27 protein-coding genes are annotated in these 25,728 nt (G+C 47.0%); 12 read left to right on the plus strand and 15 right to left on the minus strand.

Annotated elements, in window-relative coordinates; all coding sequences use genetic code 11:
- Nucleotides 1-16: 16 nt before the first annotated feature.
- Genes pseB through WHS43_04345 form a run of 3 tightly spaced genes read right to left on the minus strand, consistent with a single transcriptional unit; the run spans nt 17 to nt 4,007 of the window.
- Nucleotides 17-1,042 carry a UDP-N-acetylglucosamine 4,6-dehydratase (inverting) gene (gene pseB / locus WHS43_04335; protein ID MEJ5338865.1) on the minus strand — a complete coding sequence of 342 codons (1,026 nt, stop codon included), beginning with the start codon at nt 1,040-1,042 and terminating at the stop codon, nt 17-19.
- Nucleotides 1,039-2,082 carry a pseudaminic acid synthase gene (gene pseI, locus WHS43_04340; GenBank protein MEJ5338866.1) on the minus strand — a complete coding sequence of 348 codons (1,044 nt, stop codon included), beginning with the start codon at nt 2,080-2,082 and terminating at the stop codon, nt 1,039-1,041. The genes pseB and pseI overlap by 4 nt, the downstream gene beginning before the upstream one ends.
- Entirely contained in the window at nt 2,079-4,007 is a 1,929-nt protein-coding gene (locus WHS43_04345) for a 6-hydroxymethylpterin diphosphokinase MptE-like protein (GenBank protein MEJ5338867.1), read from the minus strand. The genes pseI and WHS43_04345 overlap by 4 nt, the downstream gene beginning before the upstream one ends.
- 166 nt (nt 4,008-4,173) lie before the next feature.
- Here WHS43_04345 and WHS43_04350 point away from each other — a divergent pair, with 166 nt between their 5' ends.
- From WHS43_04350 to WHS43_04370, 5 genes are read left to right on the plus strand one after another with little or no spacing between them, the layout of a single operon-like run.
- Complete coding sequence (locus WHS43_04350) at nt 4,174-5,772, plus strand: flagellin (protein ID MEJ5338868.1); 1,599 nt, start codon at nt 4,174-4,176, stop codon at nt 5,770-5,772.
- A 49-nt stretch (nt 5,773-5,821) separates the two neighbouring features.
- On the plus strand, nt 5,822-6,199 hold the full coding sequence (locus tag WHS43_04355; GenBank protein MEJ5338869.1) for a flagellar protein FlaG: 378 nt from the start codon (nt 5,822-5,824) through the stop codon (nt 6,197-6,199).
- Between the two features lie 3 nt (nt 6,200-6,202).
- Nucleotides 6,203-7,525, plus strand: a complete 1,323-nt coding sequence (gene fliD / locus WHS43_04360) for a flagellar filament capping protein FliD (GenBank protein MEJ5338870.1) — start codon at nt 6,203-6,205, stop codon at nt 7,523-7,525.
- Nucleotides 7,522-7,932, plus strand: a complete 411-nt coding sequence (fliS, locus tag WHS43_04365; protein ID MEJ5338871.1) for a flagellar export chaperone FliS — start codon at nt 7,522-7,524, stop codon at nt 7,930-7,932. Before fliD ends, fliS begins: the two co-directional genes overlap by 4 nt.
- Nucleotides 7,898-8,140: a hypothetical protein gene (locus WHS43_04370; GenBank protein MEJ5338872.1), complete on the plus strand. Its 243-nt coding sequence runs from the start codon at nt 7,898-7,900 to the stop codon at nt 8,138-8,140. Before fliS ends, WHS43_04370 begins: the two co-directional genes overlap by 35 nt.
- Here the strand turns inward: WHS43_04370 and WHS43_04375 are convergent.
- The 3 genes from WHS43_04375 to WHS43_04385 are packed head-to-tail and all read right to left on the minus strand — an operon-like array spanning nt 8,137 to nt 10,685.
- Nucleotides 8,137-9,036, minus strand: coding sequence for a polyprenyl synthetase family protein (locus WHS43_04375; protein ID MEJ5338873.1), 900 nt, complete (start codon nt 9,034-9,036; stop codon nt 8,137-8,139). The genes WHS43_04370 and WHS43_04375 overlap by 4 nt on opposite strands.
- A 24-nt stretch (nt 9,037-9,060) precedes the next feature.
- A complete protein-coding gene (gene trxB / locus WHS43_04380) occupies nt 9,061-10,032 on the minus strand; it encodes a thioredoxin-disulfide reductase (GenBank protein MEJ5338874.1) in 972 nt (323 codons plus the stop codon).
- A 53-nt stretch (nt 10,033-10,085) separates the two neighbouring features.
- On the minus strand, nt 10,086-10,685 hold the full coding sequence (locus WHS43_04385) for a redoxin domain-containing protein (GenBank protein MEJ5338875.1): 600 nt from the start codon (nt 10,683-10,685) through the stop codon (nt 10,086-10,088).
- Between the two features lie 120 nt (nt 10,686-10,805).
- Here WHS43_04385 and WHS43_04390 point away from each other — a divergent pair, with 120 nt between their 5' ends.
- Together WHS43_04390 and WHS43_04395 are read left to right on the plus strand one after the other, a co-directional pair.
- Nucleotides 10,806-12,653, plus strand: coding sequence for a GGDEF domain-containing protein (locus tag WHS43_04390; GenBank protein MEJ5338876.1), 1,848 nt, complete (start codon nt 10,806-10,808; stop codon nt 12,651-12,653).
- A 12-nt stretch (nt 12,654-12,665) separates the two neighbouring features.
- Entirely contained in the window at nt 12,666-14,927 is a 2,262-nt protein-coding gene (locus tag WHS43_04395) for an endonuclease MutS2 (protein ID MEJ5338877.1), read from the plus strand.
- Here the strand turns inward: WHS43_04395 and WHS43_04400 are convergent.
- Nucleotides 14,924-16,216 carry an FAD-dependent oxidoreductase gene (locus tag WHS43_04400; GenBank protein MEJ5338878.1) on the minus strand — a complete coding sequence of 431 codons (1,293 nt, stop codon included), beginning with the start codon at nt 16,214-16,216 and terminating at the stop codon, nt 14,924-14,926. The two genes, WHS43_04395 and WHS43_04400, sit on opposite strands and share 4 nt — an antisense overlap.
- A 152-nt stretch (nt 16,217-16,368) precedes the next feature.
- On the opposite strand from WHS43_04400, the gene petA reads away from it, so the two are divergent.
- From petA to WHS43_04415, 3 genes are read left to right on the plus strand one after another with little or no spacing between them, the layout of a single operon-like run.
- Complete coding sequence (gene petA, locus WHS43_04405) at nt 16,369-16,887, plus strand: ubiquinol-cytochrome c reductase iron-sulfur subunit (GenBank protein ID MEJ5338879.1); 519 nt, start codon at nt 16,369-16,371, stop codon at nt 16,885-16,887.
- Nucleotides 16,888-16,899: 12 nt separating this feature from the next.
- Entirely contained in the window at nt 16,900-18,111 is a 1,212-nt protein-coding gene (locus WHS43_04410; GenBank protein ID MEJ5338880.1) for a cytochrome bc complex cytochrome b subunit, read from the plus strand.
- Nucleotides 18,108-18,740, plus strand: coding sequence for a c-type cytochrome (locus tag WHS43_04415; protein ID MEJ5338881.1), 633 nt, complete (start codon nt 18,108-18,110; stop codon nt 18,738-18,740). The genes WHS43_04410 and WHS43_04415 overlap by 4 nt, the downstream gene beginning before the upstream one ends.
- On the opposite strand, the gene WHS43_04420 is transcribed toward WHS43_04415, so the two are convergent.
- The 5 genes from WHS43_04420 to WHS43_04440 are packed head-to-tail and all read right to left on the minus strand — an operon-like array spanning nt 18,718 to nt 21,632.
- Complete coding sequence (locus WHS43_04420) at nt 18,718-19,368, minus strand: endonuclease III domain-containing protein (GenBank protein MEJ5338882.1); 651 nt, start codon at nt 19,366-19,368, stop codon at nt 18,718-18,720. The genes WHS43_04415 and WHS43_04420 overlap by 23 nt on opposite strands.
- On the minus strand, nt 19,334-19,921 hold the full coding sequence (locus WHS43_04425; GenBank protein ID MEJ5338883.1) for a hypothetical protein: 588 nt from the start codon (nt 19,919-19,921) through the stop codon (nt 19,334-19,336). The genes WHS43_04420 and WHS43_04425 overlap by 35 nt, the downstream gene beginning before the upstream one ends.
- Nucleotides 19,911-20,123: a copper ion binding protein gene (locus WHS43_04430; GenBank protein MEJ5338884.1), complete on the minus strand. Its 213-nt coding sequence runs from the start codon at nt 20,121-20,123 to the stop codon at nt 19,911-19,913. Before WHS43_04430 ends, WHS43_04425 begins: the two co-directional genes overlap by 11 nt.
- On the minus strand, nt 20,098-20,697 hold the full coding sequence (mobA, locus tag WHS43_04435; protein ID MEJ5338885.1) for a molybdenum cofactor guanylyltransferase MobA: 600 nt from the start codon (nt 20,695-20,697) through the stop codon (nt 20,098-20,100). The genes WHS43_04430 and mobA overlap by 26 nt, the downstream gene beginning before the upstream one ends.
- Nucleotides 20,697-21,632 carry a lytic transglycosylase domain-containing protein gene (locus tag WHS43_04440; GenBank protein ID MEJ5338886.1) on the minus strand — a complete coding sequence of 312 codons (936 nt, stop codon included), beginning with the start codon at nt 21,630-21,632 and terminating at the stop codon, nt 20,697-20,699. The genes mobA and WHS43_04440 overlap by 1 nt, the downstream gene beginning before the upstream one ends.
- A gap of 60 nt (nt 21,633-21,692) precedes the next feature.
- Here WHS43_04440 and rlmN point away from each other — a divergent pair, with 60 nt between their 5' ends.
- Entirely contained in the window at nt 21,693-22,736 is a 1,044-nt protein-coding gene (gene rlmN, locus WHS43_04445; protein ID MEJ5338887.1) for a 23S rRNA (adenine(2503)-C(2))-methyltransferase RlmN, read from the plus strand.
- 14 nt (nt 22,737-22,750) lie between these two features.
- Entirely contained in the window at nt 22,751-23,425 is a 675-nt protein-coding gene (lepB, locus tag WHS43_04450; protein MEJ5338888.1) for a signal peptidase I, read from the plus strand.
- Here lepB and WHS43_04455 read toward each other — a convergent pair.
- From WHS43_04455 to WHS43_04465, 3 genes are read right to left on the minus strand one after another with little or no spacing between them, the layout of a single operon-like run.
- Nucleotides 23,415-25,133, minus strand: coding sequence for a hypothetical protein (locus tag WHS43_04455; GenBank protein MEJ5338889.1), 1,719 nt, complete (start codon nt 25,131-25,133; stop codon nt 23,415-23,417). The genes lepB and WHS43_04455 overlap by 11 nt on opposite strands.
- Nucleotides 25,133-25,381: a hypothetical protein gene (locus tag WHS43_04460; GenBank protein MEJ5338890.1), complete on the minus strand. Its 249-nt coding sequence runs from the start codon at nt 25,379-25,381 to the stop codon at nt 25,133-25,135. The genes WHS43_04455 and WHS43_04460 overlap by 1 nt, the downstream gene beginning before the upstream one ends.
- A complete protein-coding gene (locus WHS43_04465; protein MEJ5338891.1) occupies nt 25,357-25,725 on the minus strand; it encodes a hypothetical protein in 369 nt (122 codons plus the stop codon). The genes WHS43_04460 and WHS43_04465 overlap by 25 nt, the downstream gene beginning before the upstream one ends.
- Between the last annotated feature and the right edge of the window lie 3 nt (nt 25,726-25,728).

Consider the following 25,728-nt stretch of genomic DNA (forward strand, 5'->3'; position numbering starts at 1 on the left):
CTGCATGATTTAAAATTTATGCCTCCACACCCTCAAGGGCCTTCTCCAGAAAAATCTTCAGCTCTTCTCCTTCCAGCCACCAGTCGTTTCTGTCGCTCCTGTAGAAAAAGCCCTCGGGCATTCTCGGGTATCTCTGCCACTTCTCAAGAGCTCTGGCTTCAAAGCTGAAATGAGGCAGTATGACAAAGTATTCTTTATCCTCGTGCCTTACGAGCCTTACATCCCTTGCTTCATCCTCTGATATTAGACTCTCGTGGAGCTTCTCTCCGGGTCTTATCCCAATAAACTTAAAACTACATTCCGGACACATGGCTTTTGCAAGGTCCACAATCCTGACACTGGGAATCTTTGGCACAAAAACCTCCCCGCCATCTGCTTCCTGAAGGGCAAAGAGCACGAGCCTGACGCCCTCTTCAAGGCTTATCCAGAAGCGAGTCATAGCGGGGTCTGTTATGGGCAGCTCCCTTGAGCTTTCAGACAGGAGCTTCAGAAAGAGGGGTATGACGCTTCCTCTGCTTCCCACCACGTTGCCATACCGGACTATGCTAAAGGAGGTTTCCTTTGCACCTGCATATGAATTGCCAGCAATCAGCAACTTTTCCATGGTGAGCTTTGTGGCACCGTAGAGGTTCACCGGGCTCACCGCCTTGTCGGTGGAGAGGGCTACAACCTTTTTGACCCCCTTTTCAATGGCGACCTCTATGATGTTCTGGGCACCTATTATGTTGGTCTTTACCGCCTCAAAGGGGTTGTATTCAAGTATTGGCACATGCTTGAGGGCTGCTGCATGGACCACATAGTCCACACCGTCAAAGGCAAACCAGAGCCTGTCCTTATCTCTGATATCTCCCAGAAAGAACCTGAGCTGGGGATACTGGCTCTCTGGAAACTCTTTGCTCATCTGCCACTGCTTGAACTCGTCCCTGCTGAAGACGATTATCTTTTTGGGTCTGTGATGCCTGAGCACATACCTTATAAAAGCCCTTCCAAAGGAACCTGTTCCCCCGGTGATAAGGATTGTCTTTCCCTCCAGAAAGCTCATTCTATTAGCTCCCAGCTCAGGGGGGTGCCGGCAGGTATGTCAACCCTTGCCCTTCTTCCGAGGATTTCCTTCAGGTATCTGGGGTGAAGACCATAACCGGGTCGGACGCTCCGCACCTTCTCCTGAGTGAAAACCTCTCCAGCCTTGATGTCCTCTGCCACAAAGAGGCTCCTTGAGAACTTTCTCATCCTTTTCTGTTTTTCAGTTAGCTCGTAGCTCACCTTTCCAAGAGCCTTCTCCACCTGCCTTATGGCTTCCACCATGGCTCTGAACTCTGCAGGCTCAAGGGAAAAGGCACTGTCAGGACCTCCAAGGCTTCTGTCCAGAATGAAATGCTTTTCCACCATCACCGCTCCAAGGGTAACGGCCGCCACAGGCACCGCAATCCCCAGCGTGTGGTCAGAAAGCCCCACGGGCACACCAAAGGTCTCAATCATGTTGGGAATAGTCCTCAGGTTCGCATCTTCAAAGGGAGTGGGGTATTCAGACACACACTTGAGAAGGATTACCTGGTCGTTTCCGACCCTCCTGCATGCCTGCAGAGCCTCTTCTATGTCCGAGAGGGTGGCAATGCCTGTGGAGATTATGACCGGTTTTCCCTTGCTGGCAATGTATTCTATGAGGGGTATGTCGGTTATCTCAAAGGATGCCACCTTGTAGGCGGGCGTTCCCAGCTCTTCAAGAAAGTCTACCGCGGTCCTGTCAAAGGGTGAGGAGAAGCATATTAGCCCCAGACTTCTTGCAAACTCAAAGAGCTTCTGGTGCCACTCCCATGGCGTGTAGGCTTTTTTATAAAGGTCATAAAGATACTGCCCATCCCATAGCGTTCCCTCTCTTATCATGAAGTGTTCGTTTCTAATGTTCAGGGTTATGGTGTCTGGGGTGTAGGTCTGGAGCTTGACGGCGTCCGCACCCGACTCCTTTATGGCTTCTATGGTCTTCAGAGCCAGGTCAAGGTTCTGAAGGTGGTTGGCGGATAGCTCCGCAACTACAAAAACTGACTGGCCTTCACATATCTTTCTTTCTCCTATTTTCATCATCCAAAGTCCTCTAAAAGTTTCCTAATCTCCTTTCCAGCATCCCTGAGAAATTTATAGTATAACCCATAAAACCCTTTCACAAACTCTTTCATCCCATGCCCCTTCAAGCTGAGGGCGTGCCCCAGAGCTATCTGGCTCCAGCGGTGGGTGTTGTGATAGGTGAGGTTGTAAAGAAGAGGGTTTTTCATTAGCATAAGCTTTCTCACCAGCTCGCTAAAGCTGTAAACCGTATCGTGATAAGAAGAAAAATCAAACCTCCCTGGAAACTCTCTCACAAACTCTGAGAGGGTTTCAAAGTCTGTATGGAGCTTTCTCAGGACTTCTGAAGGCTTTACCATGTTCACATAGCGCGTGTCAAAGTTATCTTCTATGTTCTTTATAGCTGTATTCTTATCGGCGGATTTTTCCAGCCTGAAAAAGTCTATGGGCAGTGGGATGGCTCCCTCTATCTTTGCACCATCAGAGGTGTTGTAAACTTTTATTCCCTTTTTCTTTATGGTCTGCTCTATACCATACTTGGTGTTGAGAAACCACACGTGAGTTCTGACCTCACCCCCGAAGTTGCCCGGGACTGGTATTTCAAATTTAATCTCCGCCTTTGAGAGAAGGCTCTGGGGGTTGTAGTAGCTTGTGAGCTTTGAATGATGACTCTCTGTCTTTGAGCCAAGGTCAACCCCAAACAGGTATACCTCCTCAAAGCCAAACTCGGCGGCAAGGGCAACGCCTGCGGCGGTAACCGTGGGTCCCGTATGCCATATAATAGGCGAACCTGTAGGCTCAAGAAGCAATGCCCCTGTGTCATTGAGTTTGAGGAACATATAACCCTTTTTAAAGAGCTTAAAGCAATCCGTCCAGAGGGGGTTGTTGGCAATGAGCCTTGTCTTCTTTAGAAAGCTTCTGTCAAGCTCAATGAGCGTGTCGTAGGTGTATTTCGTTCTCTCTATTTCCACGTGAAAGTCTGGCACAATGCCAGCCCTCTGAAGGGCAGATATGGCAGTTCCGCAGGAGAATATGACAGCCCTGTCTTTATACTCCCTTATTTTATCTATGGCGTAGTCCAGAGAGGGACCCGCCCCCACCACAAAGGCAACCGAACCTTGAGGAACTTTCTTTTGAGGGTAGTAAAGGGGTATTTTCCTTTCAAACTTCTCAAGAGTCCATCTGAGAGACCACAGCTCGTCGTCAAAATATCCATGAAAAAGCTCCTGAAAGGCCGGGGAGGAATTAAACCAGTCTATGAGCCTGAGGGGTGGGTTATACTGAAGGTGTTCAAAGTAGTAGCCCCAGTAGAAAACTCCCGGGTTTAACTGTTGTATGGTTCTCAAAAGCTCCTGAAAGGCAATGTCAAGGTCTGGCTCAAGTATGAGCTTGTCGTGGACTATGAAGTTGAGCGTCCTGCCGGGCTTTGAATAGTATTCAAAGAGCCTTTCCCAGTCAAGGTAGTAAATGCTGAGCCTGAAAAAGGCCGGCACATCAAGGATTATGAGGTTCTGCACCTCGAAACGCTCCAGCAGAAGCTCAAGGTGTATCCCAAAGCCAAGCCCAGCCATGAGTAGCAGGGGAATATGTCTTGTGTTTCTGATAGTCTCTGGCTCAACTCTGTTGCCAATGAGCTTTATCAGTTTTGCATCGTATCTATGGGCGATAATCTCAGTGTCTTCTGATGTATCTGAGAGGTCTATATCAGGGAAAATCCTCGTTGGCTTGTCTTCAAAAGCCTGCACCTGAGAAAGGCTCATTGCATAGGCATCCCCTCCGTAGATGCCCCCACCCCCAAAGTCCACATCCAGCCTACCATCTCTGACTATTACATTGAAGTTTTGAGGAAGACTTGAGATAAGCTGGAGTATGCCAGGTGCTCTTCTGCTCAAAAACTGGTGGTTTTTGTAAAGCCTCTCCTTGAGGAACTCCTCAGTTATTTGCATGTATAGGATTTTACAGTATTTCAGGCAGGATGGGTAGGTCATATCAACTCGCTCTGCAGTAAAGCCTCTCTTGAAAAAGGTTGCACGAAGTCATGTATTAGGGGCTTAAAAATTTCTCTTTCCATCCGATAAAAACACATAACAAACCTTAAAGGAGGTGCAAACCATGGCACTGAGAGTGAACTTCAACTTTGAAGCGGCAGCAACCCATACCGCCATCCTTTCCAACGAGAGGGAGATGAACAAGTCTCTACTCAGGCTCTCAACGGGTATGAGAATACTCAACGCTGCGGATGACTCCGCAGGTCTGTTCATCGCAGACCAGCTCATGGTGGTTGGCTCTGGTCTTGAGGAAGGCAACAGGAACATCCAGACAGGTCTTTCTGCCTTGAGAATTGCCGAGAGCTCTGCAGGACAGATATTCAACAGGCTCAACGAGATTTACAAGAGGACAGTGCGTGCGGCAAACGACATAAACGACCCCAATGCGAGGGCGAGTCTTCAGAGAGAGATTGACAACTTCATTGATGCCATCAAGAAAATAGGCACAGACACCGAATACAACGGCATAAAGCTCCTTGATGGAACCTTTGCCGGCAGGGCAATTCACTATGGAGCAAGAAAAGACCAGATACTGGAAATTGACATTAAGAGCGTTTTGCCCAATGATATAGGTGCCTTCATGGTTAAAGGTCAGGGTGCAAGGTATACAAGTAGTGCTAATGCTGTGACTGCTGGAACATTTGTTGATCTTCTTAGTACTTCATCGAACTGGCTTGTTGATTCAGGAGACTATGTTGACATAGCGGGCATCAGGGTGCTTGCTTATGATGGAGTGCAGAGGTTTGTGGATGCAAAAACTCTTGCCGAAAACATAAACAGTAACAAAGCCCTTCAGGCTCTTGGCGTTGAGGCAGTGGCAAAGAACACAAACCATGCAAGTGCAAACTATGCTGGGTTTGCCAATTTTGTACAGATAGTCGGAACTGCTGGAACTGTTGACTCTGTCACCTTAGAATTCTACATAGGTAACGTTAATGCTGCTGGAAGCGCAAACTTTACAGTAACTATCAACAGCAACATAACAAGCGTGCAACAGCTTGCTGACGCTATAAATACAGCAGCTTCTGGAGCCAATGCTCCTGTAAGCGCCAAGGTTGTAAATAACAGACTCTTTCTTGAGACAAACAAGGGAGAAACTATTGCGGTCAGAACAAGCATATCAGCTACTGGACTTCCAAGCACTGCAACTGTCAATGTAAACTTGGGTCAGGTACTTGAAAACGCAGGAACTGTTAACTTTACAACAACAAGTAATTATGCCTTCTACATTGACGTAGGCACTATAGACATAGCCGGCGTTGAGACTTATAAGCTGGATTACAACGGAGTTTCAACTGCAACTTCAGGTTTCAACTTCAACGTTGCCACTGGAGGCAATGCCAACGCTAAGAACCTGTATGCTGTGAGCGTTCTTACCAACGAGCAGGCGGAGGAGTCCATGCTCATAGTCAAAAAAGCCCTTCAGCGTGTGGACACCATTAGAGCCCAGATCGGTGCGGTCATGAACAACCTGCAGTCCATATACGACTCTCAGAAGGTAGCCCTTGACAACACCAGAGAGGCTGAGAACGTGATAAGGAACACAGACTACGCAGAGGAGATGACCAACTTCACCAAGCTCCAGATAAAGATGCAGTCCTCCATGGCGATGCTTGCACAGGCAAACCAGCTTCCTCAGCTTGTGCTCCAGCTCCTCAGGTAATAAATATACGGGGAGGTTCCACCTCCCCCCTTTTTAAGTGAGGGGAGAAATGAAAATAGGACCTGTTGAGCAACAGGTGAATGCCGGGCCTCAGATGGTTGCCCAGAGGCAGGTTCAGGATGGAGCACTTGAGGGTATGAGAAAGGAGGTGGAAAGGGAAGTTCAGCAGGCACAACAGGAGGCTCAGGAAAACATAAGCATGAAGTCTGAAGAGCTTCGGAGATTACTTGAGGAAGTGAAAAGAAAGTTTGACATGCTCAGCAAGTATTTAAAAATAGACATAGACACGGAGCTTGAAATACCCGTTGCCAAGATAATAGAGAAGGACACCAACAGGGTGATTCGTCAGATACCCCCTGACTACCTTCTTGACCTGATGAAAAAGATTGACCAGATGCTTGGTATACTTTTACAGAAGGAGGTATGAGCTTTGGCCGGGGAAATATACTTTAACAACTTGACAGGCAGGTTTGACTGGGGCTCCATAGTGGACCAGATAATAAGGTTAAAATCTATTCCCATACAGAGGCTCTCTCAGGAGGCCCAGCAGGTGCAGGCAAGGCAGTCTGCCCTTCAGGGTCTATCCAGTGCTGTATCGGACCTGTCAGGGCTTTTTGAAACTCTTAATGTGAATGACCTTTTTAAGAGCAAAAGGGCTACTTCCTCAGACAGTTCAATATTGACAGCAACAGCTACAGAAAATGCACCCAACATAACTCTGAATATCTCTGTAAACCAGCTTGCCCAGAAGGAGGTTCTTATTACACAGCAGGGCATTTCAGACCTGAACACACCCATGAGCTGGAGTGACTTTCAGATAGCTTACAACGCGGGAAGTTCAACCCTTTACTTTGATGTGCAGGCAGGCTTTGGCAGACTTTCAGACCTGATAAACGCTATAAACCAAGCTGCCGGTGACAAGATAGTTGCCAGCATATTTTATGATGGTTCACAATACAGATTGATGCTGTCTGAAAAGGATGAATCCTTTTCAACTGCTGAGACAGCCTCCGGAAGCACAGTCATATCTTTCAACACCCCACCCATCATAAATGGAAACGCCTGGAGCCTTGATACTAGCAATCCACTTCAGAATGCCCGGAATGCCAGTATAAGCATAGGCTCCAGCATCCTCACAAGCCCCGGCAACAGGTTTGAAAACCTTGTGAGTGGTCTGAGCTTGGAGGTAAAAAGGGTGGGTGATGCCACGGTTTCCGTGAGCGACGACTATTCAGCAGTTTCCAGATTTCTGGAGGACTTTGTTAAAGGCTACAACGTTGTTATATCTCAGGTTAACAAGCTAACCGGTAAGGATGCACTCTTTCAGGGCGACTACTCCATAGTGGGTATAAAGACCGAGCTTTCAAGGATGCTTGATGGGCTTTTTGCCAACGACCTTATAAACATAAAGGAGGACGGCACCCTTGAGGTGAACAGTTCTGGGGTTAACTCTTTAGCGAGCTCAGACCCTCAGAGGCTCGGGGAGATTCTCACAGAACTCAAAAATACAATGGGAGGCTACGCCCTGAGAACTTCCACAACCCTTCAGACTTTCAATAACGACCTTCAGAGCAGACTGGACGCCATAAACACAAGGGCTCAGGAATTGGGGCAGCAACTGGTAAGGGAAGAGGAAAGGCTCAGGCTTGAGTATGCAAAGGTTGAAGCCTTTATGAACCGGGCTCAGGATATAATGGCAAGACTGCAGACCTTTATAGTCAGCCTTTCAGAAATGCAGGGAGGTAAGAGATGATTAACGCATACCTTGAGAACATGGTTTTGACCGCAAACCCCGTAAGGCAGGTCATTCTTCTGTATGAGAAGGCGATTTCATGTCTTGATGAAGCTACGGAGCTTATGGAAAGGGGTTCTGCAGGGGCTGAAGATATGAAAAGAAAGTATGAATCCATGGGCAGGGCTACGGAGATACTTACTGTTCTTGATGCAACCCTCAATATGGAACAGGGAGGAGATATAGCAAGGAGCCTCCATGAAGTGTATCAGGCTCTTATAAATGACCTTGTGAGGATTACTGTGGAAGGTGATGAACCTCAGACGCTCCGCAAAATGATAAAGATACTTACAGAGCTCAAAGAAAGCTGGGAAGAAGTGGAGAAGAAAGTATATGGAAGACCTGAAGCAACTGCTCCTGCGGTGTGAAGTCTATCTCCAGCAGGAAGACTGGGATAAACTGATAGAAACGCTGAGCAGTATAAATCAGGAGCATATGGAGAATCTGGACCTCCAGACTGCTCAGGAATGCCTCAGGATTCTTGAACATCTTATAGCACTGGGAGAGGTGTTTAGAAATAAACTTGCAGAGGGTCTTGTCAACCTGAAGAGGTTTAAGGAAAGTTATGGAGCTTAGCTTTCTCTGTGTATTAGTTTCAGTATCAGGTTCTCTATGCCGCCGGAGGCATCAAAGCCCCTTATGAAGTGTAAGACCTTCTCAATTTCAGTTGCAGCCCTCTCTCTTGTTTTTTCAACCCCGCCGTGTCTCAAAACGAGTGTTCTTAGTTTCTCGTGCCCACCATCGTAAAAAAGCACCCTTTCCTCCTCTTTCAGTTCAGGGAGCACGCACAGAAGGGGATAGGTGCATTTACCCTCTGCAAGGTCAGAACCCACTGGCTTTCCCAGTTTTTCTTCACTGCCCGCATAGTCCAGAGCATCGTCAATTAGCTGAAAGGCTCTGCCGACTATAAGCCCCATCTGGTAAAAATCCCAGTAATCTTTTCTGTCTGCCATAAGAGCACCCACTGCCATGCATGCTCCAAAAAGGGCCCCGGTCTTATAGTCTATTATCCTCATGTATGTTTCCTCATCAATAAGCCTGCCAAGGCTTCTGAGCTCTAAAAGCTGCCCCTGAGACATCTTCATAACTGCATCACTGAGCACTTCAATACTCTGAAGGTTTCCAAAGCGTGAATACAGAGAAAGAGCCTTTGCATACATATAGTCACCTGTCAGAACACATGCCTGATTGCCATAGATAAGGTTGGCACTCTTCTTGCCTCTCCTCCTTTCTGCCCCATCCACCACATCATCGTGAAGCAGAGAAGCTATGTGCACATACTCTATACCCACGGCGAGAGGAATAACCCTCTCCACATTACCTCCCAGCGCTTCGCATACCATTATGGTAAGAAGAGGCCTTACTCCCTTACCACCGGAAGATATGATATAGCTGCCTATATCGTAAACTTCTCTTACTTCGGGGTCAAGGTAAGAGAGTATCTTCTCTCTTATATTCTGAGTATCTACCATAGGCTAAAATAGTATAAACCAGCTCTACCACTGGGCGGTAATCTTTGCTTTTTTGTTCAGGTATTTGTCCACAGCAAGGGCAGCTTTTACACCATCTGCCGCTGCTATCACAGCCTGCTTTATGTTGGTGCAGAGCACATCTCCCGCAGCAAATACTCCGGGAACTGAAGTCATCATTTCTTCGTTGACCACTATGCAGTGTTCTCCGTTCATCTCCACCTGGTTCATAAGAAAGTCCACCGAGGGCTTGTTACCACCCAGGAATATGAATACACCATCCACCTGCAGGAGCCTTTTCTCCTTCGTTGTAATATTCTGAACCCACAGCCCCTCCACAAGGGATGTGCCTGAGATTTCCACAACCCTGTGATGAAGGAGTATTTCCACCTTTGGGTTGAACTGTATCTCAGAGACCATCTCGTGGGGTGCCTTTATCCTGCTGGAAGGGACAACGAGGTAAATCTTGCTTGCAAAACGGGCTATAAACTCAGTTTCCTCAAGGGCGTAGTCATCCTCTCCTATTACAGCCACAGGTCTGTCTTTGAAAAAGGCTGCATCGCAGACCCCACAGTAAGATACACCCTTACCGAGGAATTCTTCCTCACCTTTATACTTGTTCGTCCTTTCCATAGCTCCCGATGCAACTATCACAGCCCTGCCCTTAAATTCTCTACCATCTATGGTATATACTCTCTTTATATCATTCATCAGGTCCGTAGCTATTACCTTACCCCTTATAAACTCTGCACCAAAGGCTTTTGCATGTTCACGAATAAGCTTCAGAAGCTCATATCCAGATAAGGGACCCCTTATACCAGGGTAGTTCTCTATCTGTTGCGTCACTCCAAGCGCTCCATCTGCCTCAGCCCTATAAAGCACAAGGGTTGAAAGGCCAGCTCTTGCGGTGTATATGGCCGCAGAGGCACCTGCGGGTCCACCGCCAATTATAATTACATCGTAAACCTTATCTGTATGAAAATCCAGTGTCAGCTCCATACCTTATCCTCCATATAGAATATAAAAATATAGTCCCCCCAGTGGGGGAAGTTTCAAGTCTGCAGAGCCTCGTAAACTCTCCCTACAAGCTCCTGAGATGGCTTGAGGGTTTTCTCACCCTCTTTCCACTTTGCAGGGCAGGCCTCATCGGGATGGCTCATCAGGTATGCGTTTGCCTTCATCTTGCGCACCAGTTCTTCTGCGTTCCTTCCCACGTTGTAGAAGTTAACTTCAGAGCCAACAAGTATACCATCTGGGTTGATTATAAAGGTTCCCCTCAAGGCAAGCCCCGTGTTTTCATCGTAGACTCCAAAGAGCCTTGAGACCTTTCCTGTAGGGTCTGCACCCATGAGATATCTGACATTCTCCAGTAGTTTTTCTGCTCTCTGCCATGCAAGATGGGTGTATTTGGTGTCCGTTGAGACGGATATTACCTCAACCCCCATCCTCTGGAGCTCTTCGTAGTGCTCTGCAAGGTCTGCCAGCTCTGTGGGACATACAAAGGTAAAATCTGCAGGGTAGAAAAAAAGCACTGTCCATTTCCTCTCCCTGAGAAGGTCCTCCAGGGAAACCTTCCCAAAGCCGAGAGTTTTGGGGTCATACACCTCCATCTCAAAATTTGGAACCTTCTGTCCAACCTTAACTGCTTCCATGTCTTACCTCCTTAATCAAGTTTTTGTTATTGAATATTATAAGCTATTGAGAAAAATTTGCAATATGATGTAAGTCAACTCCAGGAATGAGAGTTTATAATCTTTAACCAAGGAGGGTTTATGAAAAAAGCCATTCTTGTAAGGCTTGTAGGTGTAATGCTACTTGCCTTTTTACTTATACTCGCAACCACGCTTTATACCTTCAGATCTCAGGCTATTGGAGAGTCCAAGCAGAGGGCATACATAATATCTGAACTGGTCAGGGATACACTTACCTCTTTTATGGTCATGGGCGTAATAAACAGGAGGGATGAGTTTCTTAGCAGAATAAGGGAGATAGAAGGGGTGGAGGAGATAAGGGTTATAAGGGCAAAGAGCGTGGTGGAGCAGTTTGGAGGTGGCATGAGGTTTGAGCTGCCAAAGGATGAGCTGGAAAGGGCAGTCCTCCAAACAGGCAAGACCATGGAGCATCTTGAGGAATCCCTCACCTCAGTTAAATACAGAATAGTTATACCTTACAGGGCAGAGCCTATAAAGGGGGTAGACTGTCTTCAGTGCCACAGGGCTAAGCCAGGTGAAACCCTTGGTGCCATAAGTCTGAGCATGGACCTGACTCACATAAGGTCAGCTTCTGCAAAGGTTCTCTCCGTGCTTACTGTTGCTTTCCTGCTTGCCCTTGCCGCGGTTGCACTTTTTATGAATCTTTTTATAACGAAGATAAGTAGCTTTATAAATGAGCTTGCTCAATTTATGAAGTCTGCGGGGGAGGGCTCCTTTAAATATGAAATAAAAACAGACCCAGGATATGAAGCCAGTGCACTGAAAGAGATATTATCCCAGTCCTTCAAAAGCCTTCACAATACCCTGAACTCTGTTGAGGAGAAGGTCAGGAGCATGATAGGTTATGGGGTGTTGAAAACTGGAAATGTGCTTTCGGACACTTCAAAGATTGTGGACGAGCTTCTTAACATCTATAAGTTCAAGAGGGTAATAGAAAAGGACAGGCGTAAGAAGGACGTTTACGAGAGGATAAGGGAGGTGCTGGAGGATTACATGAGCCTTGACAACTTCTGTCTGTATGAAGTGAACCAGGCAAAAAACAGGATGAGTCTGGTTTATGCCATAGGTTCCAAAAGCCGCTGCAATGAGGTTATACTTGAAAATGCAGAGGAATGCAGGGCAAAAAGAACAGGAACCAGCGTGGATTCAAGAGAGTTTCCCTGCATATGCCCAAACTTTGGAGATAACCAGGCATGCAAAGAAGGTAGACTTCATTACTACTGCATACCCGCATACGTGGGTGGTGCGGTGGGCAATGTGGTGCAGTTAATCTACGAACCTGAGATGGAGCCCTTTATAAACCTGTTAATACCATACATAAAGGGCTATCTCAATGAGGCGGCGCCAGTGCTTGAGGCAAGAACCTACATGGACATGCTCAGAGAGCAGTCATTCAGAGACCAGCTTACAGGGCTATACAACAGGAGGTTCCTTGAGGAGACGATTGATAAGCTGGTTGCCCAGACAAGAAGGCGTGGGACAGCTCTGGGCATTCTCATGGTGGATGTGGATTACTTCAAAGAGGTCAACGATAGATACGGTCATGATGTGGGGGATAGAGTTCTCAGAGAGGTTGCCCATCAAATACAAAAATCTGTGAGAGAGGCAGACATGGTGATAAGATACGGTGGAGAGGAGTTTATGGTGCTTCTGGTAGACGTGCAGCCTGGTAAGTCTGAAGAGGTGGCTGAGAAGATAAGAAGGGCTATAGAAAACCACACCATAGAGGCACCAGGGATTGTGCTGAAAAAGACCGTTAGCATAGGTGTTGCTGAATTTCCCCATGACTCTGATAAAATATGGCAGTGCATAAAGTTTGCAGATGTTTCTCTTTACAGGGCAAAGCAGGCGGGCAGGAACAGGGTTGTAAGGTTCAGAACCGAGTTCTGGCAGGAGGAGAGTTACTAAAATATTCTATTGATGAGAGAAAGAGACCTTATAAGGCTTGAGTTTTTTCATGTTCTGGACAGGATAAAGACCTATGCTCATTCAAAGGCAACAGAGAGGTTCATTGACCAGATAAGGCCCACAAGCGACAGGGATTCGCTGAAAGAAAAATTGAGCCTTGTGGAAGACTTTATGAAAGTTTCCAACAGAGTAAATCTATACAACTTTGAGGATGTGGAAGAACTTATAAAGAGGACTTCCATAAAGGATTATGCCATAACAGTGGATGAAGCCCTTGCACTTCTTAAGGTGATAAGGCTTATAAGGGAGCTCAGAAAAGTTCTCGGGGAAATGGTTCAGACATACAGGAGCCTTACCAGGCTTACAAAGGGGCTCCATCTTTTTAGCAGCCTTGAGAACATGATTGAGTCTGTTATAGACCCGCGGGGCTTTGTAAAAGACTCTGCAAGCGAGAATCTTAGGGAGATAAGGCAGAGGATAAGGGATACAGAAAAGGAGGTGCTTAAGAGGCTTGAAGCTGTCTTCTCAAGACCAGATGCTGACAGGGTCTTTTCTGACAAATTCGTTGCCTACAAAAATGGCAGGTATGTGTTGCCAGTAAAGACCACAGAGGTCAAGAAAGTGGTCGGTGTAGTGCACGGGACCTCCTCCTCTGGCTTTACCACATATGTGGAGCCTCAGAGCGTAATTGAGCTAAACAACAGGCTTACAACCCTACGAGATGAAGAAGAGGAGGAGGTAAGAAGGATACTGAAAAAACTCTCTTCCATGATTGGTGAGCAGTCCCAGAGGCTTATGGAGGCCTTCAGAACTCTTGTGAAGGTAGATTATCTGAATTCTGTTTCTCAGTTTTCCAGAGCATATGGAGGAAGGTTCCCCTCCATGGGTCAGCATGTGGAGCTTCTGGGGGTGAAACATCCGCTTCTGGTGTTTCTGAAGGAGGATGTGGTTCCTCTTGATATAGTCATAAAGGGCAAAAGAGGGCTTGTGTTAACAGGACCAAATACGGGTGGTAAAACTGTGGCCCTGAAAACTCTTGGCCTTTGCTGTCTTCTTTTCCAGTCTGGCATACCCATACCTTTGCAGGAGGGCACACTACCAGTTTTTGAAAATGTCTTTGTGGACGTGGGGGACGAGCAGAGCATAGAGCAGAGCCTCTCCACCTTTTCCTCTCACATGGTCAACATTGCTGAGTTCCTGCCCCATGTGAAGGAAAACACCCTGGTGCTTCTTGATGAGCTGGGTGCTGGAACTGACCCCGTAGAAGGTTCAGCCCTTGGAGTTGCAGTTCTGGAATATCTAAGGGAGAAAATGGCCTTTGTGCTTGTTAACACCCATCACACACCCATAAAGGTGTATGCCCTCAACTCTGACTACTACACGCCAGCAAGCACGCTTTTTGACAGAGAAAGCCTGAAGCCTCTTTACAGGATAGTATACGATGCGGTGGGGGAAAGCATGGCACTTTTTGTAGCCCAGAAGTGTGGTATGCCGGAGGAGCTGATACAGAAGGCAAGAAGATTTCTTCCTGCAGGCTTTGAGGAGTATTTTACCGCAAGAGAAATGCTTGAAAGTTATATAAGGGAGTATCAGGAAAAGCTAAGGGAACTGCAGGAGGAGAGAGAAAGACTTGAAAAAATGATAGCGGAGCAGGAAGCCATGCTTAGGGAGCTTGAAAGCAGAAAGAAGCAGGAGATAAGAAGAGCCATAGAGGATGTAAAGGAGCGTTTTGAGGAGTTTCTCCATGAGGCAGAAAAGCACATGAGAAGTCTAAAAGACAGGCAGAAGCTCAGGGAGCTGTTCAGGGAGAAGGTAGAGGAAGCCTACAAAAAGGAAAGGGAGGAAACCATAGAGGTTGGAGACTGGGTGGAGATATTTGGCTCAAAGGGTAGAGTGCTTGAAATAAGGGAGGGAAAAGCCTGCCTTCTGGCTGGTGGTGTAAGGGCATGGGTGAAGCTCTCAGAGCTAAGAAAGACCGAACCACCTCCAGAAGAGCAGCAACCGGAGAAGGTTTTTGAGATAAAGAGAAGTTCACCATCGGAGATAAACCTGACAGGCTTTAGCGTGGAGGAAGCAATCACCAAACTTGAACTTTTTCTTCAGGAAGCCCACAGCATGGGTCTGAAGGCTGTAAAGATAATACATGGTTATGGGACTCTGAAGAGAGCTGTTCAGGAATTTCTCTCTTCTTCACCCCTTGTGGTTTTCCACAGGGAGGGGTATCCAAAGGAGGGAGGAGCGGGAACCTCCCTCGCATATCTGAACAGAGACTAGCAGGCAGACCCTGGTGAACCGGAACAGTCAGAGCACAGGTGAATTGGGTGAATCTTCAGAAGGAATTCAAGCCCCTTTTCTTCAAACCACGGCGCCACGTCCCCGTGTTTTACCTTCCACAAAAAGTATTTTTCAAAGGCTGACTTGATGTAGTGCATTATGGCACCTTTCCTGTAAAGCACCGTTGACCTGGGAGGAAGCACAGGAGAAGCGAAGAAGCCCATGGCATCGCCACCCATATCCGCTATGCATATGGCAGACAGCTCAGGAGCGTATCTGTCTGGATTGTTCCTTATGTCGTTGATTATGTTGTGAGCAACCGCAAGAGCCATCTGCTCTATCATCATACCAGTCTTGGGTGCACCTGTGGGTATGGGTGTTTGCTCCACAGGAGGTATGGCAGTGACCACTCCTACTCCAAAGATATTCCTGTATGTGGGGTTCTGAAAGCATCTGTTGACTATGACCATCTTGTTGGCTGGGTTTGCCACCTTTTCACCTGCAGACTGAACTACTTCGGGACCCATAAACCTTGGCATAATCATGGAGAGTTTTGCAGGTGCCTCATAGGTCTTGCCCTCAAGGTCTTCGTATATTACCCTGTCCGGCTCAACCTTTGTTATCTTCACGTTGGCAACCCACTTTATGCTCCTTTCTGCCATTACATCTTCCATGAGCCTTCTGGAGGGTCCGACACCACCAAGCCCCATATGACCCACGTAAGGTTCTGATGTAATGTAGGTTATGGGCACCTTATGCCTTATGCCTCTCTTTTTGAGTTCATGATGGAGCATGAAGGCAAATTCGTAAGCCGGACCGAAACAGCTCACGCCCGGTATGGCACCCACCACCACAGGTCCCGGGTTTCTGTAGAACTCTTCAAGCCTTTTGTTGAGCTCCATGGCGTGCTCTGCAGTGCACACAGAGGTGGAGTTCTGCTCCTGACCCTCTGCGCCAAAGACAAGCTTTGGACCTGTGGCTATGACCAGATAGTCATACTCTACAACCTTACCACCCTTTGTCTTTACCCTGTTGGCTTCAGGGTCAATGCTCTCCGCATCCTCGTTTATGAAGTCTATGCCGTGCTTTGGAAGGAGTCCTGCAAGGGGGACACTTATGTCCTCGAACTTCCTCCAGCCCAGAGCGAGGTGGGGCCAGGAAGGAGTGAAGCCGAAGTAGGGTCTTCCCGATATGATGGTGACCTTCAGGCTTTTGTCTAACTTTTTGAGGTCGTAGGCGGTGGCTATTCCACCTATCCCACCGCCGATTATCACCACATGCTTGCTCATAACACAACCTCCTGAGTTTTATAAGTAATAGCTTATAATTATATAAGCAAAATGTTAGACATGTCAAATAAAATTACAAAAAACTCCTTTTGTCCTTTATAATTCCTTCTGATATAATTAAAATGTTATGAACTATGTCAGGAGGTAAAGTCATGGAAACTTCAAGAAGGGACCTTATGGGTCTTGCCATAGGCGGTCTCGGAGTTGTGGGAGTCCTTGGAGTCCTGTATCCAATAGTCAAGACTCTTGCACCAAGCGCTGCCTCACTTGCGGGTGCCATGGTGGAGGTGGATGTGGCTTCCATCCCAGAAGGGCAGGTCAGGGTTGTATCCTGGAAGGGCAAGCCTGTCTTTGTGGTCAAGCTCCCACAGGGCTTCCAGTGGACCGGTAAGGCAAAGGAGGAGGTCAATGCCAGACTACTTCAGGGTCAGGAGGCATACGCTCTCATAGCGGTATGCACCCACCTTGGCTGTGTTCCTCTCTGGAAGCCTCAGGGTGAGGCTGAGTTTAACTACCCTGTTTTTCACTGTCCCTGTCACGGAGGTTTCTATTCACCGTGGGGAGATAACATAGCCGGTCCTCCGCCAAGACCACTTCACGTGCCTCCGCAAAAGAGGGATGGCAACAAGCTTGTTATAGGTGAAGCAGGCTTTGTCAAGGAACTTACATAAGGAGGTGTGAAGATGCTTGGAAGGATTGGCAGATGGATTGATGAAAGGGCGCACCTTTCTGAGCTTTGGCAGTCTCAGATGGTGGACTACAAAGTGCCCAAAAACCTCACCTTCCCCTACGCTTTTGGGATTATGGCAATAGTGGCCTTTGCCATTCAGGTCATTTCTGGCATATTCCTTACCATGTATTATCAGCCAAACGTTCATACCGCTTTTGACAGTGCCAACTACACCATAATGAAAGAAGTGCCTTTCATGTGGCTCATAAGGCACGTGCACGCCGCGGGTGCAAACTTCTTCCTTGCGGTAGTCTACCTCCATATATTCACTGGCATATACTATAATGCTTACAAGAAGCCGAGGGAACTTACCTGGATTGTGGGATGGCTCATTTACTTTGTTCTCCTTGTAACAGCTCTTACCGGATACCTCCTCCCCTGGGGACAGCTTTCTTACTGGGGCATGGTGGTTACCGCAGAGATTCCTACTTCAATAGACTCTGCACCTCTCATAGGTCATCTCAAAATAGGAGAGACCATATCCATATGGATGAAGGGAGGTTATGAAATAGGTCAGATAACCCTCGGAAGGTTCTTCGGTCTTCATATATGGCTCCTGCCCCTCATACTTCTCCTTCTTGTAAGCATACACCTCTATCTAGTGCGTGCAGCGGGTATATCCAATCCAGAGGGAAGAGAGATAGACAAGAAAAAAGAAGGTGTCCCCTTCCATCCTTACATGACCCTCAAGGAGGGTGCCTACATAATGGGCTACCTTGCGGTGTTTTTCTTCTTTGTCTTCTTCTACATGCACCACTTCCTGCCACCAGACAACTATGACCCTGCAGACCCCTTCAAAACACCAGCCCACATAGCTCCTGAGTGGTATTTGCTGGCATACTATACCATATTCAGGTCCATACCTGACAAGTTCCTCGGTTTTGTGGCCTTCAATCTTTCCCTTGTCTTCTTACTTATACTGCCCTTCCTTGACTTTTCACCACTAAAGAGTGCGAGGAACAGACCTCTCTTTTTCATAATGTTTATTGTGCTGGTAATATCCTCCATGGCTCTTACTATACTGGGGACCATGCCTCCCACACCCACCAACGCCATGCTTGGCCTCGTGTTTACCGCAGGACTCTTTGCCTTCTTCCTTTCTCTCCCCATCATATCCATCATAGAGTGGGGATGGTATAAAGCAAGAGGAGGTGAGAAGCAATGATTAAGACCATCTTTTTTACGGTTATCATAGTGCTGTTTTTTTACATAATATGGATTAACAACATTTTTGCCCATCGTGAAACTTACGAGATGCCCTCTCAGTATGCAAAGATAGCAAGTGATGTGAAGAGCTACGCAAAGGAGGGTAAACAGCTATTTGAGCAGAACTGTCAGGCATGCCATTCTGTCAGATATGATGCGGTTTACATAAGCTCTGTGCAGGCGAACCCAAAACTCAAAACGCTACAGGAAAAGTATGGAAAGGTTCTGCCAAGAGATGTATATGAGGCGGTATTCCATGAAGACCTCATGGCATTGAAAGAGTCATTCGGTAAGGTTCCTCCAGACCTTTCCACCATGTATCTTGTCAAGGGTAAGGAATACTTATTCAACTTTACCCTTGAGCCTCAGAAGGTGCTTCCGGGAACATCCATGCCCCCGGTCATGGCAGGAAGACCAGAGGAAACTGCAAAGATAATCGCCTATCTCAAGTCTGTATCCGAGCCCTCTCCTGAGGAGAAAAACAAGAGGGTTCTTATGGGTGTGGGAACAATAGCCTACCTTGTGGTTATGGGTGTCCTTCTGTGGTTATGGAGAGGAAAAATTCTCAAGAGGATGGGCTTGCACTGATGCATTTGTCCTTCAGGGGGCACTCCCTACACAGGGGGTTGCTCCTGCAATACCTCTTTGCGTGCTCGTCTATGAGGGCGTGGAATTCTCTATAGACTTCAAGGTCCTGGGGGAGGTTTGACTCAAAGAAACTCTTGAGGCTGTGGTAATTTCCATCAACTCCCATAAGCCTTTTCATAAACCTCTGTGTGTATTTGTCCACCACGAAACTCAATCTTTCACCTGCATAGAGAAGTATGGCATCTGCAGTTTCAGGTCCTATTCCTTTGACCTTTAAAAGCCCCTCCCTTGATACCTCTCTTACCATGTCCGTTGGATTTATAAACTCTGCCACCGCCTTTAGTCTCTCTGCCTTCTGATGGTAGAAACCGGAGGGTCTTATGAGTTCTCTGAGCTTCTCAATCCTGGCATTCCTTATAAACCGAAGAGACAGCTCACCCTCCCTTTTCAGGTTTTCTAAAGACTTCTCCACGTTCTTCCAGCTTGTGTTCTGTGTAAGCACAGCCCCTATTATGACCTCATCCCTCGGGTCCGTGCCCTTGAGTTTGTGGTATTGAATGTCCACAGGCCACCATTTTTGAGGACCGTAAAGCTCAAGTAAAAGCCCGTAGAGCCTGAGCAACCTCATCATAGACCTTCTCACCCCCTGAATATCTCATACCAAGCTCCTTTGCCCTTTCCCTCTGAAGGAAGCCTTCCCTGACAAGCAGTTGAAGAAACTGAGTGAGGTTGTGTAGCTTTTTTGCTTCTGGGCTTCCCCTTTCAAAGTCAAGCAGATAAACATTCCCGTCTTCTCCTATGAGGGTGTTTTTGTCAAGCCTCTGAAGCTCCTCTTTGTTTATACCGAGGGAGTCAAGAATCTTTATTAGTTCAAGTATCCTGAGGTATATATCCACCTTCTCCTGAATTGTGAGTTTCTTTTTTTCTATGGGAACTCCTTCTATAAAGGTATAGACTATAAATTCCTCCCCGCAGTAGAGGAGCTGGGGAAACCCTTTCATTCCCAGCAGTCTTCTGAGTATCTCACATTCCTTTTTAATGGCATACACTCTTTCCCTGTCCCTTGCCACCTTTATAGCAACTCTTTCCCCCTTCCACACACCCCTGTAGATATAACCCCTCCACCCTCTGTTGAAGAGCTCAAGACCTTCCACTTCTGCCCTGAACTCTTCAAACCTCACCGACCACCCTGTAGCCCCACTCCTCTATTGCAGACTTTAGCGTGTGGAAGGGGATTTCTTCCTCCATACGGACCTGCACCTTCCCTTCCTGAAGAGTGACCTCCACATGGGATACACCTTCAAGGGAGTAGATTGCCCTCTTTACAGTCTCCACACAGTGCTGACAGGTCATACCCTCAACCTTCAAAGTTTTTTCCACCATAAGTCTTTAATATATACTCAGCATCTGTCTTCGTGTTCATGTTCAGGAAGGAAAGGAGCTCTGGGTCAAGTCCAATCACTTCCCTCTCGGTAAGTTCCTTGCGAGTAAACCTTTCCACGAAATCCACAACCTTCTCACCTCCAGAGTTGAGGTAGACCCTTAGCTCTGGCAAAACTTGCCTGTAGTATACCGCAAAAAGAGGATAGAGCTTTCCACCTATCCTGAAAAGGGTTATAGGTGGTTCTGCCCTTTCCAGCAGAAGCTGGACAACCTCCCTCTTTATCATGGGCATGTCTCCAGCCAGTATCAGGGCTCTATCCCCTCTGAGATTTTCCAGTGCTGTGTATACACCAGCAAGAGCGAGCTGTTTTGCAATTTTATCCTCCAGTATTTCCACATCCTTTAAGAAGGAAAACTTTTCTCTATCCTTAGTCACAAGGCAAAGCCTTTCGCAAAAACCTCTGAGGGCATCAACAGTGTATTCTATTACCTTCTTTCCACCAATCTGGTATAGCAGCTTGTCTTCACCAAAGCGTTTGCTGAGACCACCTGCAAGCACAAAGCATTCTGTCATTACTTGATGATAAGTTTTGCTCCGTTTGGCAGCCTTTCAACCCTTTCCGCTGAGTTCTGTTCCCTGGGTATGTAAACATATGTGCCTGCAGGTATAATCCCGGTTCTTATATGAGGATTGAGGTCTCTGAAGGTGCTTTCCCTTACACCTTTTCTTAATAGAACTTCCTCAACTGCAGTGTCTTTCTCCACAAGCCGCCTGTCTATTTCCATACCTTCAACCCTGACAGAAAGCCCGTACTTTTCAGGGTCTCTTGCGAGGAGGAGCACTGCAAAAAAGGCGGGAACGTAATTTCTGGTCTCCTCTGGCAGAAAACGCTGGGTTACCCAGAAGTCAACACCGCCAGTTCTTCTCGCCACACAGTTCTCACCACAATTGTAGCTGGCAAGGGCAAGCTCCCAGCTTCCAAACATACCGTAGAGGTCCTTGAGATACCTCATGGCAGCATCTGTGGCCTTCAGAACGTCAAACCTTTCATCCACATACTGGTCTACCCTGAGCCCATACCTCCTTGCAGTGGAAGGTATAAACTGCCAGAGTCCGGCAGCCCCGGACCTTGACACAGCAAAATTGTTAAAGGCACTTTCTATGACTGGAAGAAGGGCTAGTTCTTCAGGAAGACCATGCCTCTGCACTATTGGTCTTATGAGGGGCATGTAGTAGTTTGCCCTCTGGAGGGTAAGCTCAAAGAACCTTTTGTTGCTCAGGTAATAGTCCATAAACCTTCTTATTTCTTCTCTGTCCGGTATGGGTATGCCGAGAGCTTTTGCCTCCTCCCTTATAAACCTTTCCTCTTCCTCCGAGAAGTAAAAGCTCCCCCTCTGGACAAGGCTTACATTATGCTCTGCCCTGGGTATGGTTGCCTGACGAACCACTGGAGTGCAGGAGCTTAAGATTGTTGCTGATAGACACAGGAATAAAACCCCCTTTTTCATATCAACCCTCCAGTGTTTATTATACACTCATCGCCATCGGTGTTATAAATTTAATACATAATGCAGCTGCTTACCTCTTTCAATCTGGTGGAGCTGAGGGAAAGGTTTGGAGAGCTTGGGCTTGAATCCTACAGGGCTGCCCAGGTGCTTGACTGGCTTTACAAAAAGTTTGAAACGGATTTTCAGAAGATGACAAACCTTTCAAAGGCTCACAGGGTTCTGCTTTCTGAGCACTTCAGAGTTCATACCCTTGAGGCTGTCGGCAAGGTGTCCACTGAGGACTCGGTTAAATATATATTCAGGACAGAAGATGGCCATATGATAGAAACCGTTCTTATCTTTGAAAGGGACCACCTGACTCTCTGTGTATCCTCTCAGGTTGGCTGTGCGGTGGGTTGCAGGTTCTGTGCCACGGCAAAGGATGGACTTTTGAGAAACCTAACTCCAGCAGAGATAGTTGACCAGTATCTCCTCGTTCAGAGGGAAACGCCAGGCAGGATAAGGAATGTGGTCTTTATGGGTATGGGTGAACCCCTGGCAAACTATGAGGCGGTGAGGAAGGCTGTGGAGATAATGGTGAGCCCCTGGGGGATAGACCTTTCCAAGAGAAGGGTGAGCATATCCACCAGCGGTCTTGTGGCTCAGCTCAGAAAAATGTCAGAGGACCCCCTTATGAGAGAGCTCAACCTTGCCGTTTCTATAAACGCTCCATCCCAAAATCTCAGAGAGTTTCTCATGCCCATAAGCAGGACAAACAGCCTGCAGGAGCTTTTTCATGTCCTCGTAAACTTTCCCTACCCTCCCGACAGAAGGATAATGCTTGAGTATGTGGTAATAAAGGGTATTAACGACTCACCACGGGAAGCCAGAGAACTGGCAGACATGGTAGCTCCTTACAGGAGAAAATTCAAGGTGAACCTCATACCCTACAATCCTGACCCCTCCCTTCCCTTTGAAAGACCATCCCTGGAGAGCGTTTACGCCTTTCAGGAAGTGCTCAGAAGGTATAACATATCCACCTTCATAAGACTGAGCAAGGGTGTTGAAGTTTTTGGAGCCTGTGGGCAGCTCAGGAGCAAAAGGCTTGAGCTTATGGTAAAATAGAACAGGTGCAGTCAATTCCCAGATGGCTCAGGGAGCTTGTAATAGTTATAATAGTGGTCCTCTTTATAAGGGCCTTTCTTGTTCAGGCTTACAACATTCCCTCCGGCTCCATGAAGCCCACGCTTCTCGTGGGTGATTTTATACTTGTCAACAAGCTGGTTTACAGACTTTCTGAACCTCAGAGGGGGGACATAGTGGTTTTCAAATGGCCCATAAACCCCCAGATAGACTTTATAAAAAGAATCATAGGGATGCCTGGGGATACCCTTGAGATAAGGGGTGAGAGGGTTTTCATAAACGGTCAGGAGCTTCCCCTGAGGCTTGTGGAAGAGGTTGTGGAAGACGGGAATTTAAAATTTATATACGAGGAAGCCCTCCCAAACGGAGTAAGACACAGAATAGCCCTATACCAGAATCCCTTTATTCAGAGAAAAGATGTTTACTACGCCAGAATACCTGAGGGGCACTATTTTGTAATGGGAGACAACAGGGATAACAGCGAGGACAGCAGATACTGGGGGCTTCTGCCGAGAGAAAACATTGTGGGGAAGGCTTTTGTTATATACTTTTCTGGTGACATACCGCCCCTTGAGAGCACTGACGTGAGTATATTAACAGGCTTTAAACAGCTATTTCTTGCTCTGCTAAACCCAAGGTTTGAAAGAATAGGCAAACCCATCATATGGTAAGGGGAATACCTGCCATATAAAAGTGCCTTATAGTATGCTTTATGAGAGTTGGATTTATCCCCTTTGCATACATTAAACCCAGTATAAGAGGGGGTAAACTTTCAGGCTCAACGAAAGGCTCTACTATCTTTCCATCTTCCAGATATGCAAACTGATTAAACTCTTCAAGGAAAGATTGAAGCTCTGACGCCTCCATGTTGTCTCTCAAATATGCTACCAGGCTGTTGCATACCTCCAGAACTACCTCTCTATCATTAACTTCAAAAGCTACTGGCAGCAGACCCCTTTCTAGCCTGGCGAAGAGTTCCTTAACTCTTTCCTGAGAGTGCACGGGATTTCCAAACATGGGCAGTATGGAGTCCACCTCTTCCCAATTTATCCGCTTAAGTGCTCTGTTCAGGGTATCCTGTGAGGGTGCCATAAAGCCTGTGTATATGAGAACATCTTCTAAGTCACCCCCCTCTACAGGGTTCAGCTCTTCGTATGTGCAGAGAGAGCTCAGAAACCTGCCCGTGAACAGATAGCCCCTGCTTTCCTCAAGCATGGCAAAACTGCCCCTTTCAGGAAGAAAGGGTAGTGGGACAAATCTGAGCACATCCCCTGTAGCAAGCCTGAGCCTTCTGTTTGGGAAGGATTCAAAAGCCCTTATCCTGGCCTGGGGAATACCGAGGGCTTTTAACCTCTGGGCTATGCTCAGGGAAGTTATCACCAATGCCCTCTGGTTTGACTGAAGCATGCTGAGAATGCCCGAGCATTCATCCACAGCAGAGCCAAGGATTACTACCGCCCTTAAGGCATCCACAGTGCCAATCACCTGCTCCAGCTTTGCCCTTATAAGGATGTAATCCTGCATGGTGCCTATGTTTATCAGCACAGGGACCCTTATGCTTTCCCTTTCATATATACGCAGGTATGAGTTTTTCTGAAGCAATCCACCCTCCTGAGGCACTCCTATCCAGAAAAGTCCATCACCTGTTTCTATGGGCTGGCTCATATCAAGGACAGGCCTTGAAGTTGCAGGCTCCTCCTCTTTTAACCCCACCTGTGTCAAGAGTTGCTCTGGAACATAGCCATAGACAATAGTGGAAAGAAAGTCCCAGTTGTTTTTGTATACGTAGCTCATAACAGCCCTGTCTTCCTCATAAACATCAAGGGTGGTTTTCACATCTTTAGGAATTAGAGTAAGTATTTCCTCCCTGCCACAGCTACTGCCCTTTATAATGCCTTCATGTATGTATATGGTGCAGAAATTCTCTTCATCTTCTATATCTTCTATCAGGAGGGATGAGGTAACGCCCTTACGCAAGAGTTTAAGAAGCACATTGACAGGTCCCGTGGCAGAAAGGGAGGCCACATCCTGAGGCTCCCTGCTCAGGCTGACAATCTTGGTTAAAAGTTCCATAGGGTTGAAGGGTAAAACCACAGAGTTTAAATCTCTCAGTCCATATTTTCTTAATGACTCGGCCTCCTCATAGCTTTCCACGAACAGAACCGGCAATATGTATTTTTCAAGCTCAAGGAGTTTAAACCAGAAGTCTATGTCCTCTGCAGGTAGTATTAAGATTTCAGGCTCCGACACCTTTAAAAGCTCAAAGGCTTTGTTCTCATCAAGTGCTATAAGAAGCTTATGTCCGGTTATGTTGAATATGTCCGCAAGAAGGGAAAAATACTGCTTTTTCTTGTCCAGCAACATACACAGAACACCCATCAATAAACCTCCCCCTTCTGACCTGCTGTTCTCAGAAGCACCAGCTGTTCCCTGAGTATGTTTATTGACTGCACCACCATGAAAAAGGCATGTTCCACATGAAGAAGGGCAGACTGAAAGGAAAGGTCATCCTCAAGAAGTCTGAGCTCTCTGAACCTTCTGTAAAACTCATCCAGGTCTGTGCCGAACTCTAAAAGGGTCTTAAGGGTCTCTTCCGAGAGCTCTATAGCAGTTTTTTTAGTATCCATAGGCTACCTACCTCCTCTCCTTCTGCTCTTGGCATATTATACCTGCTGAAGAGTATTGATTCAACCATTCTGAGCTCATAGCTTTCCATGTTCTCTATCCATAGCCTTGCATTGCCCTCCTCAATGGTATGTTTAAGGATTATGTCCCCCTCCTCATCCATGTAAACGTCTCCACCGCCTGCCATAAAGCCCACTGTGACACAGAGGGTAAGAAAGTTCAGAGCCCCCACGCTCATTCTTGGCTTTTCGGTCCCCCTGTGTATCTTCAGGTATGTGCAAAGGGCAAGACCTACTCTCATAAGGTTTTCTGGCGTAAAAGGATAAAGCCCTATCTTTCCCTGCATGCA

The sequence above is a fragment of the Aquificaceae bacterium genome, from assembly GCA_037481935.1.
GTDB lineage: Bacteria > Aquificota > Aquificia > Aquificales > Aquificaceae > Pampinifervens.